This window comes from Pseudoalteromonas sp. ECSMB14103, assembly GCF_000813065.1.
Lineage (GTDB): Bacteria > Pseudomonadota > Gammaproteobacteria > Enterobacterales > Alteromonadaceae > Pseudoalteromonas > Pseudoalteromonas marina.
In genome coordinates, this window is the sequence record NZ_JWGY01000001.1 from 265,612 (window position 1) to 284,988 (window position 19,377).

The window sequence follows — 19,377 nt, forward strand, 5'->3', positions numbered from 1 at the left end:
GTGCAATAACGGCGTATTAATTGAACGAAAGGAAGTAAATAGCCAGATAGGTGCAAAAAAGTTAAATAATTATCGTAATTAGTTTAAATCCATCAGTTAATTGATGGAATTTTTTGCTACAATTGGCGTGGAAGTAAAACGATCAAGTTTTATAACACTATAGTGTAGTCTTAAAACTTCCGCTTAGTGGAGTTGATCTTGGTCACTACATCGTTTTTACAGAAGTGATATTATTACTTTTCGGCTCGTGCTCGAACTAGCTTAATCAAACCATTGGTGAAATTAATATTTTTCAAGACCTGAGTTGTTAATAACCTTGTTTTAAACAAGGGTTTTAATTATGATCATTTCTATTTTAAAAATTTCGAATAATTAACCTGCTGTAACTGATGTTCTCAATATAGCAAGTGTTGAGAATCGTAAGTGGAGATAAGTGGATGAGCAATGCGCCTGTAGACAATGGCCGACGTCGCTTTTTAACCATAGCTACCTCTGTTGTTGGTGGTGTTGGTGCGGCTGGGGCTGCTGTTCCTTTTATTGCGTCTTGGAATCCAAGTGAGCGAGCTAAATCTGCGGGTGCGCCTGTAGAAGTAGATATAAGCAAACTTGAGCCAGGACAATTAATACGTGTCGAGTGGCGTGGTAAACCTGTATGGGTTGTATCACGAACCCCAAAAATGCTTGAGCAAATGAAAGAACATGAAGGTCAACTTCGTGATCCGCAATCGCAAGAGCCACAACAATTAGAATCATCAACAAATGACTACCGTTCATTACGTCCAGAGATTTTTGTCGCTGTAGGTATTTGTACGCATTTAGGATGTTCACCTAGCTTTTTACAAGGTGGCTTTGGTGAAAAAGTGGAAGGGACTGATGATGGTTTTTATTGTCCATGTCACGGTTCTAAATTTGATATGGCTGGCCGTGTTTTTCAATCGGTTCCAGCACCATTAAACTTAGAAATTCCACCATATACTTTTCTTGATGAAACCACTATTTTAGTGGGCGAAGAACAAGGGGTGGCCTAATGTTTGGTAAGATTATTGGTTGGATTGACGACAGAATCCCAATGACACGTGTTTGGAACATGCATATTGCACAGTATCCAGCACCTAAAAACTTTAACTTTTGGTACTTCTTTGGCTCATTAGCAATGTTAGTACTAGTTAACCAAATACTGACCGGTATTTGGCTAACAATGAACTACGTACCGTCTGCTGAAGGTGCATTTGCATCAATAGAATATATCATGCGTGATGTAGATTATGGCTGGTTACTGCGCTATCTGCATTCAACCGGTGCATCAGCATTCTTCATTGTTGTATACCTGCATATGTTCCGTGGCATGATCTACGGTTCTTACCAAAAACCACGTGAGTTACTGTGGTTGTTTGGTATGTTTATTTTCTTAGCCCTAATGGCTGAAGCATTCATGGGTTACTTATTACCATGGGGCCAAATGTCGTTCTGGGGTGCACAGGTAATCATTTCATTATTCGGGGCTATTCCTGTTATTGGTGATGACCTTACACTTTGGATCCGTGGTGACTACGTAATTTCTGGTGCAACGCTTAACCGCTTCTTTGCATTACACGTAATTGCACTGCCATTGGTTATTGTTATCTTAGTATTTTTACACATTGTTGCACTACACGAAGTGGGTTCTAATAACCCAGACGGTATTGATAACAAACGTAAAAAAGGCACTGTTCCTGAAGAAGATAAGCCTAAATTTAAGTTCCATGAATACTACACTGATAAAAAAGACATTATTGATGCGATTCCGTTCCATCCTTATTACACAGTAAAAGATATTGTGGGTGTGGTTGGTTTCTTAATCTTGTTCTGTTGGGTTGTGTTCTTTATGCCTGCTATGGGTGGTTTCTTTTTAGAGGCGCCAAACTTTGAAGCGGCGAACCCACTTAAAACACCGGAACATATATTCCCTGTTTGGTACTTCACGCCATTCTACGCAATCTTGCGCGCAATCCCTGATAAATTAATGGGTGTTGCAGCAATGGGTGCGTCAATCGTAGTACTTGCGTTATTACCTTGGATTGACCGTGGTTCAGTTCGTTCTGTTCGTTACCGTTGTGGTTTCCACAAATGGAACATTGCAGGCTTTGTTATTACTTTTGTTCTTTTAGGTTGGGTTGGTGCTACACCGCAAACTGACTTTAAAACAATTGTTTCGCAAGTTTGTACTGTGACTTACTTTATGTTCTTCGTACTGTTATTTGTTTACAGTAAGAATGAAAAAACTAAGCCATTGCCTGAGAGGTTAACGAAATGATGAAAAAACTAATAATTGGTTTATTCGCTTTATCAGTAAATATGTTACCTGCAATGGCGGCAGGCCCGTCAGTTCCTTTAATGGACGCGGGTAACGATATATCTGATCAGCCATCTTTGCAGCGCGGTGCTAAGTTGTTCATGAACTACTGTCTTGGTTGTCACCAAATGCAGTATCAGCGTTATGAACGTACTTTCCGTGATATTGGTATTCCAACGGAAGTTGGCCAAGAGCAGCTTATTTTTGATGGTTCAAAAGTAGGTAGCCATATCAAGAACTCAATGGCTAAAGATGATGCAGCAAAATGGTTTGGTGCGGCTCCGCCGGATTTAACCAATGTTGCACGTGTACGCGGAAGTGATTGGATTTACACGTACTTGAAATCATTTTACAAAGATGAGTCTCGCCCATTTGGTGTAAATAATACGTTATTTCCATCAGTAGGTATGCCACATGTTCTACAAGAACTTCAGGGTGTTCCTACTCCTATAACTGAAGAAGTAACTGTTGACGGTGTAACAACTGTACATATCACAGGTACTGAAACAGATGGTTCAGGTGAGATGAGTGTAGATGAATATGACCAAGCAGTTCGTGATTTAACGAATTTCCTAGAGTACGTAGGTGAACCTACTCGACTTGAATCGGAAGCGCTAGGTATTAAGGTAATTGGGTTTTTAGTTATCCTATTTATCTTGGCATTTATGCTTAAGAAAGAATACTGGAGAGATGTTCATTAATTTTGAACATATTTAAAGGTAATTTTGCAATAGGGGCTTAAGCCCCTATTGCTGTTTTAGTTATTTAATGGAGGTAGGCATGGCCGTAGCTGCCAATAAGCGCCCTGTAATGACCCTTTTCTCTGGGGCTAACTGTATGTATAGCCATCAAGTACGTATCGTACTTGCAGAAAAAGGTGTAAGTGTAGATATTCATTTGGCTGAAAAGGATAATCTGCCAGAAGCACTTCACGAAATTAACCCTTACGGTACAGTGCCAACACTGATTGACCGTGAGCTTGGTTTATATCAGGCAAATATCATCATGGAATACCTTGATGAACGTTTCCCTCATCCTCCACTAATGCCTGTTTACCCGGTAATGCGTGGTCGTAGCCGTTTAATGATGCACCGCATTGATACTGATTGGTACAGCTTAGCTGCTAAAATCAGCAATAACACATCAGATGCAGCACAAGCTCGTAAAGAGTTAACTGAGGCATTACTTGCAGTAGCTCCTATCTTTAGCGAAGCTCCTTACTTTATGAGTGAAGAGTTTAGCTTAGTAGATTGTTACTTAGCACCACTACTATGGCGTTTACCTGAGTTTGGTATTGAGCTTAATGGTGCAGGCTCTAAAGAGATGAAAGAGTACATGATCCGTTTATTCGAACGTGAATCATTCCAAGCCTCTTTAACTGAAGCTGAGCGTGAGATCCGTTTATAATGACGCCTAATCGTCCTTATTTATTACGTGCTTTTTTTGATTGGATAGTCGATAACGAATGTACGCCACATATTGTGGTGGACGCTGGTTTTGCGAATGTGCAAGTGCCTACACAATTTGTGCAAGATGGACAAATAGTGCTTAACATTAGCCCATCAGCAGTAACACAGTTTTCGTTAGACCTAACCCAACTTAGTTTTAACGCGCGTTTTGGCGGTCAGCCAATGCAAGTTTATGTACCTTTAGGTGCTGTGCTTGCAATTTACGCCCGTGAGAATGGCGAAGGTACAGTCTTTACTGCAGACGAGTTTGTAGAGGACGAAGACGAGTTTGATACAGGGCTAGAAAGTGTTGATTCATCTGAGTATATAGATGAAACACCGCCAGAAAAACCTGAAAAGAAAAAAGGCTCACATTTACGTGTTATAAAATAATATGTAGATTACAAAAAAACCGCTTAAAAGCGGTTTTTTTATCGCTGTAGTTTAGTGACTTTTAATTAATATATTCAAATACCTTTACTACTCGCTCTACGCCCGACACATTACGTGCAATATCAACTGCACGATTAGCTTCATCTTGAGACACCAAGCCCATCAAATACACCTCAGCGTTTTCTGTAACCACTTTAATGTTATTGCTACTAATATCTTTAGCTGCTAGTAACTGTGCTTTTACCTTTGAGGTGAGCCACGAATCATGAGTTTGAGTTGTTATACCAATATTTGAACCAATACGAAGTTGGTTATGAATTTTACGAATGCCGGCAATCGCTTCTACGGTTATTTGTGCTTCGTTTTTCATTTCCTGATTAGCAACTTGACCAACAAGCAAAACAATACCATTGACACTTATAGCGTTAACTCGAGCAGACTTTTCTAGGCGTTCAACTTCACTAATAGCAATGCTAGCTTTAATTTCTATATTGTTATCATCGATTTGAGAGCCTATAGTGCGACGGTCGTTTGCAGCGGTTACTGCACTGGCAGTGCCGGCTACAACAGCTGCAGCACAGCCTTGTAATAATACAACGGTACCTAAAATAATAAGGGAGCGTTTAAACATAATTTTCATCCTGCGGGAAAAGCGTTAAATCTATAAGTTCACTTAAACAATGTAAGTTAGTTAAATGCGACTCTATAATACGGCTTGGACGTTTAGACGGTGTTCTTATTTCAACATCATTAGGGCCAAGTAAACCCACTAATTCACCGCCATCGTCACCGACCATAACAATGACCTTCATATCGCGTGTAAGTGCAGCTTCAACGGCTGAAATTACCTGCTTTTCATTGCCATTAATTGCTAATACCAATAGTAAGTCACCTTGTTGAGCGAATGCACGGATTTGACGGGCAAATGTATCGTGATCATCACTGTGATTGTTCTGCCCAAGATTTATATTTTCTTGTGACAAAGCAATAGCAGGCAAGCAAGGACGCTCTGTTTCGTAGTGATTGACCAATATACCCGCTATATGTTGCGCAAGCATATGACAGTTAGCTGTCCCGCAACAAATTAACTTATTACCGTTAATAAGGCTTTGTGCAATTGTGAACGCGGCCGATTCAAGCGCACTGGGAAGGACCTCTCCAGCGGCTATTTGAACTTGAATACTTTCTGTGAAAATTTCTTTTATTGTGTCTTGCATAGCCTACCAATTCTTTTTAGTATTTTTAAAATACGTTTTTAAGCCAATTATATGTAGGAGATGATTCTCCGGTTATGGCTACATAGTCAATTCTTAATGCCTGATTTGTTAAGTTTTTAGCTGCTAAGTAATGATGAATACTACGTTTAAGCCGTGCTTGTTTTTGGGCGCTGAGCGCATAATTAGCACCACCTCGAGCATTGTTTTTGCGAAACTTCACTTCCACAAAAACAAGGGTGTTACCCTCTTTCATAATAATATCGAGCTCACCAAAGGGGCAGTAATAATTACGTTCTATAGGTTTTAAACCTTGCGCTACTAGGTATTTTTGCGCTTGTAGTTCGTAGTACTGACCTTTTTCACGACTATTTTGCCACAGCTCTTTAAACCACGACATGCCGCCCCCTTAATTTATCGTTTTTACACCGCTAGCCGACTGCATAAATAAGGGCACAGGGCGTTGTGTTTTTAACTGCACAGACTTAATTTGGCGATTAGTATATTGAGCCCAATCAAGTACGCGTTGTAGGTGACCATTACTATTAACTGATAACTTACCGCTCAAACCGCTAAATTTATTGCCAGGCATTAAGCTCAACTGCCTAATATCGTTAATAACGAGTACTGCATCGTATGCCATGGCGAATAAGCGCTGGCTAATATCGGCTTGCTCAGGCCAAAGCAAATTATACTGCTCACGTAAGTTATGTTGTGTGATTTGTGAATTAAGCATCCAAGGTAATTCTGTGAAATACAGGCCGTCTAAATCGCCTTTGTCGGTTGAGTCAATTTGCTTACTGTGACTTTTTGAGCTCGCATACAGCGGAATTCGCTCTGAGAATGTACTCACATTTACATCGAGGTAGGGCTTAATTAAGCGTGTTTCTATTGCATCACCTAAAATATAAATTACATCAATATCACTACGTGAGCGTGTTTCACTTTCAACTTCTTGCTTGAATAAGGCTTTTATTGTTTTTATACGCTCTTTAGATTGATCAACTTCTAATAAGCTACTAACCGTTTTTGGCATGTCTTGATTGTTTTCATAAAAACCAATTTGAGGTTTAGTCTCGCTGTAGCGTTGCCATTGCTGATTAAAAAAATCAACTAAGCGCTGGCCATTCGTATTTTCTGGAGCGAGTAGCATGGGTTTTTGGTATCCCATAGCTAGAAAATGCTCTAAAGCTTGTTCAACTTCGTGCTCTGGGTTTAGGGCAAAATAGTAGTGTTGGAGCGAAATAGTGTCTCCATCGAATGTATTTAAATGCAACGTAGGAATATTAATAAGCGTTTCAGCTGCCGTAAGCTTATCTATGTTCGCTTTAAGTAGTGGCCCAACTACAAAGTCAGGGTTAATTTGGTCAAGTTTTGCTGCAATGTCTGCAGTACTTAAATTTTCATCAATAAAAATAGCTTCATTAATATTTTGTTTATCTAATGCGGCTAAAGCTCCTGCTTTTAAAGCATCACCTAGGCGTTCGTTAGGACCTGATTGAGGGAATAACAAAACTAAGCGGTCAATGTTCAAAGGTGCTAATTCAACAAAGTTTTCATCTTGTTTAGGTAACACGGCTCCAGCAGGGTGCCCCACGTAACGGCGTCGCCAATTATTTATTGCTTGATCTAACTCTACACCGCTACCTGCATATACTTGATGGTATAAAGCAAGATTTACCCAGCCTTGTTGAATAACAGAGCCACGGTTAAAACGCTCCAGCGCATAAGAAGAAAGCTGTTTTAGGTTATCCCATAATTGTTGGTCGAGTTGTGGTATATCAATATTATTTTTTGCAGATGTTTCTGATGCTCTAAAAAAATAGGGAGCCGCTTTTTTAGGGAAATTTTGTGAGGCGTAAATACTGGCTGTTAAAAACTGATGCCATGCAAAGTGTTCAGGTTGTGTCAGTTGACCATCTAACGATTGTAAAATAATCAAAGACTGGTCATTTTTATTTTGTTGCTTTTGCGCGTATGCAATATAAAGGCGATTTTGAGTTTGATCGACACTCGCTGTTAACTCTAGGTCGCTACCAATTTGCTCTAATAATGGCCAGTTCTTCTCAGAAATAGCAGCATCACGTGCGCTATACAATAATTGTATTTTATCTGCACCTTCGCGATTTACGGCCAATTGATAGATAGATTGAGCATTAGTCGCTTGATTTTTTAGCGCATTTGCACTGCTGCTGAAGTTATCGCTTTTTTTAATTGGTTTTTCGGTTGTGCTACACGCCGATAACCCTGACAATATAATTAATAGACCAACTAGTTTAAGTCGCACAATGATTTCCCAATACGTTAACGCGATTTGCTTATATTACTGACTGACGCAGGAGACCTCAATGTTAAATGAGGAGAATTCACATAAAATTGGCACTCTTTACGTTGTTGCCACCCCAATTGGCAATTATGACGACCTAAGTCAGCGTGCTATCGCGACATTATCGCAGGTTGACTTAATCGCTGCTGAAGACACTCGCCATACAGGTAAACTCCTTAGCCATTTTGGTATTAAGGCAAAAACATTTGCATTACATGATCACAACGAAAAACAAAAAGCACAGCAAATTATCGATCAGCTTAATCAAGGATTAAATATTGCTTTAGTATCGGATGCAGGCACGCCACTCATTAGTGACCCTGGATATGCGGTTGTAAACTTATGTCGTGAGCAAGGGGCAAGCGTAACCCCAGTACCAGGTGCGTGCGCTGCTATAACCGCGGTGTGTTGTTCAGGGCTGCCTACCGATCGTTTTCAGTTTATTGGCTTTACGCCCGCTAAAAGTAAGGCTCGCCAAGATTTTTTTATCGATGCGGTTAACTCAAGTATTACCAGTATAATGTATGAAAGTACGCACCGTATTATGGCAAGTCTAGACGATTTAGAAACTGCACTTGGCAGTGAACAGCAGGTCGTATTTGCCAAAGAGCTAACTAAAACGTTCGAAACTTTTTTTAATGGCTCAGTGAGTGAGCTAAAGCAGTTTTTAACCGATGATCCCACTAAGCAACGCGGCGAAATAGTTCTCATGCTGCCGGGCAAACCTAAGGTGGTAGACGACATTCCACCAGAGGCTCGTAAAATGTTGGCTCTACTTGAAAAAGAAATGCCAATGAAAAAGGCGTGCGGTGTTGTAGCTGAGTACTTTGGCATGAAAAAAAATGCACTATACAAAACAATTATTGAAGAAAAAGAGTAAATATTACTGCGCTTGGCTTTAGCGTCATGTATACTGCGCGCCGAGTCAGCCAAGATAATCGCTGCCTGTGACGAAAATGATCAGGGGGAGGAAAGTCCGGGCTCCACAGGGCAGAGTGCCAGCTAACGGCTGGGGGGCGTGAGCCCACGACAAGTGCAGCAGAGAGAAGACCGCCAACTTCGGTTGGTAAGGGTGAAAGGGTGCGGTAAGAGCGCACCGGGCCGCTAGTAATAGTCGGTTGCAAGGTAAACTCCACTCGGAGCAAGACCAAATAGGGTTCCTTATGGCGTGGCCCACGTTGGAACCGGGTAGGTTGCTTGAGCCATAGAGCGATTTATGGCCTAGACGAATGATTATCACTTTCTTCGGAAAGGACAAAACCCGGCTTATAGGCTGACTCACTCATTCAATAAAAAGCCCGCAGTTAACGCTGCGGGCTTTTTTGCATCTAAATTTTATTAACTTAAATAATATTCTTTCCTTGTTCAGGATCCCTTGACTGCTCTGCCTGTTCGCGTATTTCGTCAGTATCACTGCTTACATCGTTAAGTGTTTCGGTTTGCTCGTGGGTTTCCGGTGGTTTCTTTTCATTTAAACGCTCTTTTATTGCTGAGCTTGAAAAATCCTCGCCAGAGGCATTTAGTAAAATCCGTTCTCTGGCATCATCCGGCATACTAATATTTTTCTCAGTAAACTCATTAACTAGTTCACGCATAAGCTGAGAGCTTACTTTAAGTGGGCTATGCTGCTCGCTATTAACCCAAAAATATAAAATAAAGTTTATTGTTGATGAGCCTAAATTTTTTATAAGTACTTGTGCTGGGGGATCGTTTAATACGGCCGTTTGTTTGTTTGCTATATTTAGAGCAAGCGTTTGCGCGCTGCGTATGTCGTTATCGTAACCTATACCTATTTCCACTTTACCGCGCATTTTGGGGTTGGCAGTTAAATTTTTGATGGTATTTTTATATACCGTAGCATTTGGAATTTGAATGTGATTACCATCGTAATCAACAAGCGTTGTGGCACGGGCCGTTACTTTTTTTATAACGCCTAAACGTCCATCTACTTCAATTACGTCGTCTATTTTAAACGGGCGTTGCACACTTAAGAGTAAGCTTGCGATAAAGTTCTCAGCAATGTCTCTAAAAGCAAAGCCTAATATTAAGCCTATTAAACCGGTCCCACTCATTATGGCTACCGCAAATTCAGTAAGCCCTGCTAAACGTAAAAACAGATATAGGCCTAATAAAATGACTAAAGTGCTAATTCCGCGCCTTACAACCAGCAAAACTAGCTTACTATCGGTTACTAAATTGATAGGTTTTATGAGCATGCGTGAAAGAGGGCCTGCTGTAAAATAGCTGATAGTGAGTAAGAGTAAACCTAACAACAAGGTGGGTAATATTTGCGCTGTAGCGTGAACTAATTGCATGCTTTGGTCATAAAAAAATTGCCACGAAAACACATTTCCTTCCATTACCGGGTTCAATGAGGGGGTACTGGCAGCTGATGGTACGTCTGATGCTATTGTAGGCATTGGGTTTCTTCCGTGTTTAGTTACTTTTACTTTAACAGCAAGTTTAATACCAAACACCTTTTTTAAGTTGGCAGTTATTTTGCTTCATTAAAGTACTAACTATAGTGAGATTAAGTATGAAAAAGCCAAAAAGAGGTCAACATGCAGAGCAACCAGCACATATTCCCATGAAGGGCTGGTGGGATATTGCTAAGCGTATTTTTGCGCGCATGAGCAAAGATAATTTATCTTTGGTTTCTGCCGGAGTGGCATTTTATGCGTTACTTGCTATTTTCCCAGCTATTGCTGCTTTAGTTTCTATATACGCTTATTTTGCTTCACCTGCAGAGATCAGTGAGCACCTTAGGCAGTTTACAACCTTAATACCAAATAGTTCGCGTGAACTGATTTTATCGCAAATTTCAGAGCTCACGCAAAGCTCTCAGGCGCGGCTAACTTTAGGGGCGTTAGGCACGTTATTACTCACTATTTGGAGTAGCTCTAAGGGAAGCCAAGCATTAATTACAGCCTGCAACATAAGTTATCATGAATATGAAAAACGTTCTTTCTTGAGGGCGCAGTTTGTTCGTTTTATGTTTTCGGTAGGTGCTATTTTAGTCGCTATTTTTGCGCTGTTGATTATAGGTATTTTGCCTATAGTACTAAATTTAGTAGGTCTCAAAGACAGTATTGATTTGTTAATTAAGGTCGTGTCGTGGCCAATACTAGCACTTACGTTTAACTTTGCATTGGTGCTTTTATACCGTTACGCACCACATAGAAAAGCGGCTAAATGGCGTTGGATAACGCTTGGCTCTGCTATTGCAACCGTATTTTGGATTATAGCATCTATTGGCTTTTCATTTTATGTATCGCGTTTTTCAAGTTATAACGAAACTTATGGATCCTTGGGTGGGGTGGTTATAATGCTAATGTGGTTATACATAAGCGCGTACATCGTCACCATGGGAGCCGTGATTAACGCAGAAACAGAGCAGCAAACGGCAAAAGACAGCACAATTGGACCTGAGAAAGAGCTAGGTGAACGCGGCGCGTATGTTGCTGATCACTTAGGTATCAAAAACGATTAATCAATCGTTACTCTGCTGCAATTATTGCTGTAAGTTGATCTTTAAACTCTTGTGCTGCAGGGCCTAATCTATCAACATCGTTGCACATTAAATATAAGTTGAGAGGACGCGTAATGCCTTGCTCAAGGTTTAGTACCTTGAGTGTATGATCATTAATAAGATGAGCTACTTGATTAAACGGAAGCCACGCGTAACCTAGATTTTGGCTCACCATATCAATTGAATTACGTAAGTGGCTAACGGTCCAGCGCATATCTGCGCCTAACCACCCTTCGTCTTGATTAGTGTGTGTTGCAGAATCGCGCACTACAATTTGTCGATGTTGTTTTAAATCTCGAAAGCTTAATTGTTCTTCATATTTGTTAAGTGGGTGATTTTTATGCGCTACGGCAATAAACTCAACATCTGTCAATTTGCTACAACTAATGCCATAAATAGGAACTGATGAAATAGCTAAATCAACCACCGCATTGTTAAGTAATTCATTGGCGCCGGTTAGCACGCTTTCGATCAAATCGATTTTTAGTAATGGATAAAGCTCACTTGTTTTAGCAAGTGCTTGATACAAAATGGGCAGAGGGAATACTTCATCAACTGCTATTTTTAATGTACTTTCCACTCCTTCACTTAGTGTATTTGCAACAGATTCTATTTTATTCGCTTCTTCAATTAAAAACTCTGCACGGCGTAATATAAGTTTTCCACTTTCCGTTAAAAACGCTTTACGGCCTTTCACCTCAAGTAGTTTTATTTGCAAAGCGGCTTCGAGTTTTTGCACTGCATGATGAACCGTTGACTGGCTTTTAAATACCGCGGCACTGGCGCCAGCAAAACCACCATGTTCTACCACGGCTTTAAACATCCGCCATTGATCTAATGTGGGTTTTGCCATTTGAAATCCTGTTAGAAATTTATTTGCTTCTTGGACTTGACCGTATAGACGCATTTTTAATTGCATAACAGAAATAGATTAATTTATGTTTTAACCCAGCCCTAACAAAATTCATTAATCACGGTAAGTTTACTTTGAAAGAATTACTTTTTTCTCAGCAATAAGGTCCATAAAGTCGCTTTTATTTAAAGGCTTGGAAAATAAGTAACCTTGCCCATAATCACAACCAGCCTCAGTTAGTAGCTGGTATTGTAAAGGTGTTTCAATGCCTTCTGCTATTACTTTTAAACCAAGCTGGTGAGCCATTACAATAATTGCTTCACACAACGATAGTTCTTGGCTATCAGCTTTAATATTATCAACAAAGCGTTTATCAATTTTTAAGTAGTCAGTATCCATTTCCTGTAAGTAGGCAAGCGATGAGTAGCCTGTACCAAAATCGTCAAGCGCCAGTTGCATCCCTGATTTCACAATGTGTTTGAGGCGCTTTTGCGTCAGTTCCTCAGGGTTAACCATTAAGCCTTCTGTTATTTCAGCAACAATAGAAGAGGGGGAAATTTTAGCGGCATCAAGCATGGCATACCAATCATCAATACCACTATTAGCAGTAGATAATTGTACAGGGGAGACGTTTACACTTATTTGAAAATCGTCATCAGTCAATTTTTTTATATCGGTGAGTGTTTCTATTGCTTGGGAAAATACAAATTGGCCAATGGCATTAATTTGTCTTGTTTCTTCAGCAAGTGGAATAAACGCGATAGGGCTTATTAACCCTTTTTGTGGGTGTTGCCAGCGTATTAAGCCTTCGGCCTTGTGTATATGTAGATCGTTTAGCGACACAATAGGCTGATAAAATAATTCGAACTGGTTATATTCTATTGCACAGCGCAAGTCTTTGAGTAACACCATACGAGCTTGTGCTTGCTCTCTCATATCACGAGAGAAAAATTCAAAGCCATTACGGCCATTATTTTTAGCCTTATACATTGCCTGATCGGCTGCTTTTAATAGCTGCTCGGTGTTTTCACCATCTTCGGGCGCACAGGCTATACCCATGCTGGCACTTATAAATACTTCTTCATTTTCAACATGTAGCGCAGACGATAAGCTTTGTAAAATATTGCTAGCAATCTGGTTTATATGGCGAGTACTTTTAATATGATTAAAAACAATAACAAATTCATCACCACCAATACGCGCAACAAATTCGGCATTTTTAGCTGAATTGACAATACGCTGCGACACCACTTTTAATAGGTTGTCTCCATAGTGGTGGCCTAAAGTATCGTTAATATCTTTAAAATGATCAATATCTAAAAGCATCACAACAAAGCTTTCATTATTAGCATTAGAAAACTGTTTATTTAGTCGCTTTTTAAGCTCTAATCGATTTGGTAAATCGGTCAAATGATCGAAGTGAGCTTGTCGCCAAATTGTTTTATTTGCTTGAATTTTTTCAGTTAAATCAGTGAAGATAGCTATTCGGCGTGCAGGTTTGTTATTTTCATCGTAAACAGTGTCTATATTTAGCCACTCAGTAAATAGTACCCCATTTTTTTTACGGTTTATAATTTCGCCTTGCCAGCGGCCAGTGGCATTTATTGATGCCCAAATTTTTTCATAAAACTCTTTTGAGTGCTCCCCTGAAGAAAGTATGCGGGTAGAGTGGCCAATTACTTCGTCTTTAGAATATTGTGTTGTTTCACAAAAGGCAGGGTTTACATCAAAAATAATACCGTTGGCATCTGTAATTGCCATACTTTCACTACTATTGCCGTAAACAAGAGATGCTAAGTGAAGCGAGTCTTCATTTACTTTTCGTTGGCTGATATCACGCAGCACAAGTATTAACTCATCGTTCTTTTCAAGGTGATTGATATGAGCTTCAAAGTAATGAGTGCTTATGCCTGTACTTATTTTAAAATCAAATGTGATGACATCTTTGCGAGTAGATGCTTCATTTAAAATTTGTTCAGTGATGTCGGTTGGTAAAATATCTAATAATTTTTCAGGCAGTTTACTGCTTGCGGCGAATAGCGGGATAATAGTGCCACTAATATTAAGTACCTTACCTAGGTTATTTAACCTAAGGTACATATCGGGGAGGGCATTTAGTAACCCAGTCAACTCGTCGTGTTTGTTTTTTAAATCGGCTTCTGTTTGCAAACGTGTTTCAGCCATGGCTTCAAAGCGAGTATACAAAGCTGATAATTCAGGACTATTAGGTTTTATTTTATGAGCGGGCATATTGCCTTGTGCTAATAGGTCGGTTGCTTGGGAGAGTTTTTCAATAGGGTAAAAAATACTTTTTTTAATTAAATGGTGGCCAATAAAAGCAATAATTAAAATAGCGCTAAAAAATAAAATAATAGTTTCTAAAAAGTGCTTATTGGCTCGAACAATATATTTATCAGTGGGCGATGTGATGTAAATTTCTAAATTATTGTTATTAATGTCATTATAAATAGTTGCTCGGTGAAAGATTTGATTGACGTTGTTATCGTCTTTAAACATAGCTAATGAGCTATCGCCATGTAAAAAGTGTTTGTTGTTAATTTTTTCCCCTAAAGGTAGCAATGAGTTTGGGTAACTTGCCAGTACAAGGCCATTAGAATCAGCAATAACAGCGTTCGAACCAATTGGGAATTCGGCTTTGTCTAAAGCTGCACTCCACCAGTCAAGTGCAATCACTGTAACAACAACGCCCTTTAATTGCTCTTGCTTATCAATAATAGGGTGAGCAAAGTTAACACTGGGTGCTTGAATGCTTCTGTCGTATTGAAAATACCCAATTGAAAAGCTTTTATTTGCTATGGCATTTTTAAAGTATTGCCTATCACTAATAGACACATTTTTTACTATGCCATTGGTTACACAAATTAAGTTTCCTTTGTCATCAACTACACCAATATTGGCAACGTTTGTGTAGAGCTCTTGTATTTGGTAAAAATAGCCAGGGCACGTGTCCGGAAGTTTAGGTTTTGCAGCAATTGTGTTTGCTAAAAACCGAGTGAGTTGCTCAGTTTCTCCAATCATTGCTGTTTGTTGGTGGGTTAAATGCTTAGCAATATTAACGACTTTTTCTTCGCTTTTTTCAATTGCAGCCTCACGTTCTGCCCATAGGGCTAAAAATGTCACAAGAATGCCCGGGATACTAATAATGATTAGTAACCTATAAAATTGACTTTTGAGCGATGAGGTTAAAATACTCTGTCCCTTTTTTGAGTAAATTTAATGGTGATTGTAGTCAATAAAATATAAAAAAACCATATTTTATAAGTTGTTATGAAAAAATATTTTACTATCAAATCATTCTAAAAAAACGAATGGTTAGCGCGATATAAAGACATGGTTGTTTGGTTTTATCAGTGCTTAAATAAGTATAGATAATATTTCAGATAGTGATTTAAAAAATGAATATAGCAAAAATATTAACGTCCTATGCAACTCAAGATGGTGACGGTGTCAATATAAGCCGTATCCCTGGATTCGATGGTAAATACCTTGACCCGTTTTTAATGATCGATGAGCTCAAGTCAGATAACGAGGCTGATTATATGGGCGGTTTTCCTGCGCATCCGCACCGAGGTATGGAAACGTTTACTTATATTATTAAAGGAGGATTTGAGCACAAAGATCAAATGGGTAATAAAAAAGCGATCAGAGCAGGCGATGTGCAATGGATGAGTACAGGCAATGGAGTGATTCATAGCGAAATGCCTCTGCCTGATGCCAAAGACGGACTCCATGGTTTTCAAATTTGGATCAATATGCCAAGCAAAGAAAAAATGCGCGATCCCATTTATCAAGATACAACGCAAAGCCCAGCTCCAACTTTTAAAAATGAAAATGGTGTTACATTAACTGCCCTTGCTGGTTCATGGCAATTTGAGGCAGTTGAATTAACATCAAGTATTCAAAAGCTCTCTGCAAATGCCGCTTTAGCCGATGTAAATTTACCTGCTGGTAAGCAGCTAAAGCTTGCTCCTTTAAAACAACAAAATGTGATGCTTTACATACATTCGGGATCCCTTATCGCGCCAGATAATCAAACATTAAAGGCGGGTAAGTTACTAATTTTAGAGCAAGGTAGCGATATTGATATAGCAACGCAACATGGTGCAGGTGTATTAATTTTAGCGGGTGATCCGCTCAAGCAACCCATTGCACACATGGGGCCATTTGTTATGACAACACAAGCCGAAATACAGCAAGCCGTTCATGATTACCAAAATGGTCAATTTGGCACACTTATTTAATTTTGAGGAGCAAATAATGGGATTACTTGTTAATGGTCAATGGCAAGATAAATGGTATGACACAGATTCAAGCGACGGAAAGTTTGAGCGTGAGGCAGCGCAATTACGAAATTGGATCACGTCAGACGGTAGCGCAGGTGAAACTGGCGAAGGTGGTTTTAAAGCTGAGGCTGGGCGTTATCATTTATATGTTTCGTTAGCGTGCCCTTGGGCACACCGCACACTTATTTTCCGTACGTTAAAAAAGCTTGATGAACTTATTTCTGTATCGATTGTAAGCCCTGACATGTTGGCTAATGGCTGGGAGTTTGATCAAAATAACCACAGCACGGGTGATGCCTTATTTGCTAGTGATTACTTACACCAAGTTTATACTAAAAATAATTCTAATTACTCAGGGCGAGTAACTGTTCCTGTGTTGTGGGACAAAAAACAAAACAAGATAGTTAGTAATGAATCTGCCGATATAATACGCATGTTTAATAGTGCGTTTAATGAAATAACAGGTAATAAAGACGATTACTACCCTGAATCACTTCGTAGTGAAATCGATGAACTTAATGCGTTAGTTTACCCAAATATTAATAACGGTGTTTACCGAGCTGGATTTGCAACGGCAACGCACGCTTACGAACAAGCATTCGACGATGTGTTTACAGCTCTAGACAAAGTTGAAAAAATACTGAGTAAAAAACGCTACCTTGCGGGCGACAAAATTACGGAAGCAGATTGGCGATTATTTACAACGTTAATTAGATTTGATTGTGTGTATGTAGGGCATTTTAAATGCAATTTGCGCACAATTGAGAGTTCCCCTTCGTTGAGTGGATACTTAAGGGATTTGTACCAAGTTGAGGGGGTTGCAAATACGGTTGATTTCTATCATATTAAGCGGCATTACTATTTTAGCCACACTATGATTAATCCCACTCAGATTGTACCAAAAGGGCCAGAAATAAATTATTTGCAAGCACATGGCAGGGCATAGTTAACCAGCTAACCAATTAACCTAATTAGCCAGCCGTATTTTCTTATAAGGCTGGTTTCACTTCTACCGGATTGAACGGCAACGCCAGCTATAAATGCGCTGCTTAAGCCTACTTTACTGGCTGCAAAACGCTTTAATCGATATACAAACGCGGCTTGGTGTTGTCGCTTAAGCTCGCTTTGTAAATCCATTTGTTTAGTCAGTGCTTTTACGTTTGCATCAGGGTTTTTAATCAATATATCAACTAACATATTAATGTCCTTGTAAGTTTAATAATTGTTTAATGCTTTTAAGGGTTTTGCTAAAGCCTATTTTGTTGCTTAAATACGCAACGCTTTTCCATAGCCAAAATAAGCATGCGACCTGTAATAGTGTAACGGTTGCAATACTTACCCACACAGAACCAAATAGGTCGTATATCGCATAACCTGCCGCACCTAATACGCCCGCCCACAACAAAACCAAACCACTGGCAAAACAGCCTAAAAATATAGAGATCAATGCAAGCGATCTTAACGATAAGCGCCATTCAGCCTTTGCAAGCTGGTGGGTGATCTTTCCTTGAGTATGATAATCATCCTTGAGCTGTTTTGAATACGTTAAGAGTTTTGCAATATGATCTTGCCAATCGTCCTTTTGATACTGTTGATCAGTCGTTTGGTTTTGCGCTTTACCATCCTTGGTAGTGCTCGAGTGGAAATTTTCCATCAGGTTTTACTTACGACGGAACAATGAAGTAATTAACATACCCGCTGCAAATGCAATCCCTGCTGTAGCTAGAGGATTTTCAGATGCGAAGGCACGTGTTTTAGCTGTGCACTCACTCAGCTTTTCGCGAGCAATTAATTGCTTTTCGCTCAGTGCCTCAGCAGAACTAGATGCACCTTTTCTCACGCTACTTTCAGCTGTTGCTGCTTTTGTAGACAGTGCATCAACAGCATCGTGAGCAGCTGATGTTGCTTTTTCTGTCAGTGGGGCATCAGTCGTTTGTGCTTTAGTGTCAGACTTAATATCTGTAGTCGTATTTTGTTTAGTCGTCGTAGCAGTAGCCATAATCAATCCTTAATGAGTAAAAGTATTCAAGTAGTGTATTAGTTAAAGCAACAATTAAACCAGACTGTGATTTTTTTATAAAGTGTTGATTTTATTTGTTATTATATTTTATTGGTGAAGCGTTTTTAATATATAATAAAAACGATGTAGTAACTCTTACTGCCGATATAAGTAAATATTACAAAGTGAGTAAAACCCGCTAGAAAATTGTAATTATTCACTGTTTATTCAGTAATCAAACCATGTAAACAAAAAGTTATTAAAATGGATAAAAATATTTTTTTGTTTGTATCTCCACTTTTTCCCACGTAATTCAACCGCTTCGCCTGAACCCTTATTTTTTCTAGCTTAGAGACTCGTCAAAGGAGGTCAGCTTACTTGACAAAAAGGCTTGTCAAGCCCTAAACTGGAGCACTGTGGTAAAAAGTGGTTTTTAGTGGATCAAACTGGATCAGCATAGATTAATAGCTGATTAAAATAATTTAAAGCAGGCTAATTATGTTCCGTGGCGCGAGTTCACTGAGTTTGGATGATAAAGGACGTTTTGCGGTGCCGACCAAGTACCGAGAATCGCTGCTATCTGAAGATCAGGGAACAGTGATTTGTACCGTCGCGTTAAATGAGCCCTGCTTGTGGTTGTATCCATTGGCTGAATGGCAAGAAATAGAAAGTCGCTTAGCTAAAATTTCCAATATGAATCCACGCGCCCGTCGAATGCAACGCATGTTGTTAGGCAATGCGACAGAGTATCAACTTGATAAAAATGGTCGGATTTTGTTAGCGCCGTCGTTACGTGCGCATGCAGACCTTGGTAAAAAAATAATGCTAGTTGGGTTAATGAATAAATTTGAAATCTGGGATGAAGCGCGTTGGAACGAGCAAATGCGCCAAGACACTGAGCTTGAGAGGCTAGGTGATTTTGAGCCTAATTCAGATTTAGATAACTTTACACTTTAACGGCACAAAAAAAGGCAAACAA

Annotated in this window: 20 protein-coding genes and 1 other RNA gene; 11 read left to right on the plus strand and 10 right to left on the minus strand. The window is 39.5% G+C overall.

The window, feature by feature from the left end:
* Positions 1 to 437: 437 nt before the first annotated feature.
* From petA to RF53_RS01220, 5 genes are all read left to right on the plus strand, one after another.
* Complete coding sequence (petA, locus tag RF53_RS01200) at positions 438 to 1,028, plus strand: ubiquinol-cytochrome c reductase iron-sulfur subunit (protein WP_006792117.1); 591 nt, start codon at positions 438 to 440, stop codon at positions 1,026 to 1,028.
* A complete protein-coding gene (locus RF53_RS01205; protein WP_039036374.1) occupies positions 1,028 to 2,293 on the plus strand; it encodes a cytochrome b in 1,266 nt (421 codons plus the stop codon). Before petA ends, RF53_RS01205 begins: the two co-directional genes overlap by 1 nt.
* Complete coding sequence (locus RF53_RS01210) at positions 2,290 to 3,033, plus strand: cytochrome c1 (RefSeq protein WP_006792119.1); 744 nt, start codon at positions 2,290 to 2,292, stop codon at positions 3,031 to 3,033. The genes RF53_RS01205 and RF53_RS01210 overlap by 4 nt, the downstream gene beginning before the upstream one ends.
* A gap of 79 nt (positions 3,034 to 3,112) precedes the next feature.
* A complete protein-coding gene (gene sspA / locus RF53_RS01215) occupies positions 3,113 to 3,739 on the plus strand; it encodes a stringent starvation protein SspA (protein WP_006792120.1) in 627 nt (208 codons plus the stop codon).
* Complete coding sequence (locus RF53_RS01220) at positions 3,739 to 4,173, plus strand: ClpXP protease specificity-enhancing factor (RefSeq protein ID WP_006792121.1); 435 nt, start codon at positions 3,739 to 3,741, stop codon at positions 4,171 to 4,173. The genes sspA and RF53_RS01220 overlap by 1 nt, the downstream gene beginning before the upstream one ends.
* Before the next feature lie 61 nt (positions 4,174 to 4,234).
* Here the strand turns inward: RF53_RS01220 and dolP are convergent, their stop codons facing one another.
* The 4 genes from dolP to RF53_RS01240 are packed head-to-tail and all read right to left on the minus strand — an operon-like array spanning position 4,235 to position 7,674.
* The gene (dolP, locus tag RF53_RS01225) at positions 4,235 to 4,804 is read right to left on the minus strand and encodes a division/outer membrane stress-associated lipid-binding lipoprotein (protein WP_008130334.1); all 570 of its coding nucleotides are present in this window, start codon (positions 4,802 to 4,804) and stop codon (positions 4,235 to 4,237) included.
* The gene (locus RF53_RS01230) at positions 4,797 to 5,390 is read right to left on the minus strand and encodes an SIS domain-containing protein (RefSeq protein ID WP_006792123.1); all 594 of its coding nucleotides are present in this window, start codon (positions 5,388 to 5,390) and stop codon (positions 4,797 to 4,799) included. The genes dolP and RF53_RS01230 overlap by 8 nt, the downstream gene beginning before the upstream one ends.
* Before the next feature lie 25 nt (positions 5,391 to 5,415).
* Positions 5,416 to 5,787 carry a YraN family protein gene (locus RF53_RS01235; protein WP_006792124.1) on the minus strand — a complete coding sequence of 124 codons (372 nt, stop codon included), beginning with the start codon at positions 5,785 to 5,787 and terminating at the stop codon, positions 5,416 to 5,418.
* A 9-nt stretch (positions 5,788 to 5,796) separates the two neighbouring features.
* Entirely contained in the window at positions 5,797 to 7,674 is a 1,878-nt protein-coding gene (locus tag RF53_RS01240; protein WP_039036375.1) for a penicillin-binding protein activator, read from the minus strand.
* A 61-nt stretch (positions 7,675 to 7,735) separates the two neighbouring features.
* Between RF53_RS01240 and rsmI the strand changes: the two genes are divergently transcribed.
* Together rsmI and rnpB are read left to right on the plus strand one after the other, a co-directional pair.
* A complete protein-coding gene (rsmI, locus tag RF53_RS01245; protein ID WP_039036376.1) occupies positions 7,736 to 8,593 on the plus strand; it encodes a 16S rRNA (cytidine(1402)-2'-O)-methyltransferase in 858 nt (285 codons plus the stop codon).
* Positions 8,594 to 8,634: 41 nt separating this feature from the next.
* Positions 8,635 to 8,998: RNase P RNA component class A (gene rnpB, locus RF53_RS19090), an RNA gene on the plus strand.
* Between the two features lie 58 nt (positions 8,999 to 9,056).
* Here the strand turns inward: rnpB and RF53_RS01250 are convergent.
* Positions 9,057 to 10,073 (minus strand): mechanosensitive ion channel family protein, encoded by a 1,017-nt coding sequence (locus RF53_RS01250; RefSeq protein WP_425273085.1) that lies wholly within the window; start codon positions 10,071 to 10,073, stop codon positions 9,057 to 9,059.
* A gap of 176 nt (positions 10,074 to 10,249) precedes the next feature.
* Here RF53_RS01250 and RF53_RS01255 point away from each other — a divergent pair, with 176 nt between their 5' ends.
* Positions 10,250 to 11,203, plus strand: coding sequence for a YihY/virulence factor BrkB family protein (locus tag RF53_RS01255; RefSeq protein WP_039036377.1), 954 nt, complete (start codon positions 10,250 to 10,252; stop codon positions 11,201 to 11,203).
* Positions 11,204 to 11,210: 7 nt separating this feature from the next.
* Here RF53_RS01255 and RF53_RS01260 read toward each other — a convergent pair whose 3' ends face one another.
* A complete protein-coding gene (locus RF53_RS01260) occupies positions 11,211 to 12,095 on the minus strand; it encodes a LysR family transcriptional regulator (RefSeq protein ID WP_039036378.1) in 885 nt (294 codons plus the stop codon).
* A gap of 129 nt (positions 12,096 to 12,224) precedes the next feature.
* Positions 12,225 to 15,236: a bifunctional diguanylate cyclase/phosphodiesterase gene (locus tag RF53_RS01265; RefSeq protein WP_082014409.1), complete on the minus strand. Its 3,012-nt coding sequence runs from the start codon at positions 15,234 to 15,236 to the stop codon at positions 12,225 to 12,227.
* A gap of 275 nt (positions 15,237 to 15,511) precedes the next feature.
* Here RF53_RS01265 and RF53_RS01270 point away from each other — a divergent pair, with 275 nt between their 5' ends.
* A complete protein-coding gene (locus RF53_RS01270) occupies positions 15,512 to 16,357 on the plus strand; it encodes a pirin family protein (protein WP_039036380.1) in 846 nt (281 codons plus the stop codon).
* A gap of 16 nt (positions 16,358 to 16,373) precedes the next feature.
* The gene (locus RF53_RS01275) at positions 16,374 to 17,345 is read left to right on the plus strand and encodes a glutathione S-transferase family protein (protein ID WP_039036788.1); all 972 of its coding nucleotides are present in this window, start codon (positions 16,374 to 16,376) and stop codon (positions 17,343 to 17,345) included.
* Positions 17,346 to 17,353: 8 nt separating this feature from the next.
* On the opposite strand, the gene RF53_RS01280 is transcribed toward RF53_RS01275, so the two are convergent.
* The 3 genes from RF53_RS01280 to RF53_RS01290 are packed head-to-tail and all read right to left on the minus strand — an operon-like array spanning position 17,354 to position 18,398.
* Positions 17,354 to 17,596 carry a hypothetical protein gene (locus RF53_RS01280; protein WP_039036381.1) on the minus strand — a complete coding sequence of 81 codons (243 nt, stop codon included), beginning with the start codon at positions 17,594 to 17,596 and terminating at the stop codon, positions 17,354 to 17,356.
* Between the two features lies 1 nt (position 17,597).
* Complete coding sequence (locus RF53_RS01285; RefSeq protein WP_008126785.1) at positions 17,598 to 18,053, minus strand: hypothetical protein; 456 nt, start codon at positions 18,051 to 18,053, stop codon at positions 17,598 to 17,600.
* A gap of 6 nt (positions 18,054 to 18,059) precedes the next feature.
* Positions 18,060 to 18,398 (minus strand): hypothetical protein, encoded by a 339-nt coding sequence (locus RF53_RS01290; RefSeq protein WP_010555679.1) that lies wholly within the window; start codon positions 18,396 to 18,398, stop codon positions 18,060 to 18,062.
* Positions 18,399 to 18,896: 498 nt separating this feature from the next.
* Between RF53_RS01290 and mraZ the strand changes: the two genes are divergently transcribed.
* Entirely contained in the window at positions 18,897 to 19,355 is a 459-nt protein-coding gene (gene mraZ, locus RF53_RS01295; RefSeq protein WP_006792136.1) for a division/cell wall cluster transcriptional repressor MraZ, read from the plus strand.
* The last annotated feature ends 22 nt before the right edge of the window (positions 19,356 to 19,377 follow it).

Bases quoted from the DNA above. Each gene is read 5' to 3' on its own strand.
- mraZ (WP_006792136.1), top strand. From the start codon at position 18,897: ATGTTCCGTGGCGCGAGTTCACTGAGTTTGGATGATAAAGGACGTTTT.
- RF53_RS01220 (WP_006792121.1), top strand. From the start codon at position 3,739: ATGACGCCTAATCGTCCTTATTTATTACGTGCTTTTTTTGATTGGATA.
- sspA (WP_006792120.1), top strand. From the start codon at position 3,113: ATGGCCGTAGCTGCCAATAAGCGCCCTGTAATGACCCTTTTCTCTGGG.
- petA (WP_006792117.1), top strand. From the start codon at position 438: ATGAGCAATGCGCCTGTAGACAATGGCCGACGTCGCTTTTTAACCATA.
- dolP (WP_008130334.1), bottom strand. From the start codon at position 4,804: ATGTTTAAACGCTCCCTTATTATTTTAGGTACCGTTGTATTATTACAA.
- rsmI (WP_039036376.1), top strand. From the start codon at position 7,736: ATGTTAAATGAGGAGAATTCACATAAAATTGGCACTCTTTACGTTGTT.
- RF53_RS01280 (WP_039036381.1), bottom strand. From the start codon at position 17,596: ATGTTAGTTGATATATTGATTAAAAACCCTGATGCAAACGTAAAAGCA.
- RF53_RS01210 (WP_006792119.1), top strand. From the start codon at position 2,290: ATGATGAAAAAACTAATAATTGGTTTATTCGCTTTATCAGTAAATATG.
- RF53_RS01290 (WP_010555679.1), bottom strand. From the start codon at position 18,398: ATGGCTACTGCTACGACGACTAAACAAAATACGACTACAGATATTAAG.
- RF53_RS01270 (WP_039036380.1), top strand. From the start codon at position 15,512: ATGAATATAGCAAAAATATTAACGTCCTATGCAACTCAAGATGGTGAC.
- RF53_RS01255 (WP_039036377.1), top strand. From the start codon at position 10,250: ATGAAAAAGCCAAAAAGAGGTCAACATGCAGAGCAACCAGCACATATT.
- RF53_RS01275 (WP_039036788.1), top strand. From the start codon at position 16,374: ATGGGATTACTTGTTAATGGTCAATGGCAAGATAAATGGTATGACACA.
- RF53_RS01205 (WP_039036374.1), top strand. From the start codon at position 1,028: ATGTTTGGTAAGATTATTGGTTGGATTGACGACAGAATCCCAATGACA.
- RF53_RS01250 (WP_425273085.1), bottom strand. From the start codon at position 10,073: ATGGAAGGAAATGTGTTTTCGTGGCAATTTTTTTATGACCAAAGCATG.
- RF53_RS01260 (WP_039036378.1), bottom strand. From the start codon at position 12,095: ATGGCAAAACCCACATTAGATCAATGGCGGATGTTTAAAGCCGTGGTA.
- RF53_RS01230 (WP_006792123.1), bottom strand. From the start codon at position 5,390: ATGCAAGACACAATAAAAGAAATTTTCACAGAAAGTATTCAAGTTCAA.
- RF53_RS01235 (WP_006792124.1), bottom strand. From the start codon at position 5,787: ATGTCGTGGTTTAAAGAGCTGTGGCAAAATAGTCGTGAAAAAGGTCAG.
- RF53_RS01285 (WP_008126785.1), bottom strand. From the start codon at position 18,053: ATGGAAAATTTCCACTCGAGCACTACCAAGGATGGTAAAGCGCAAAAC.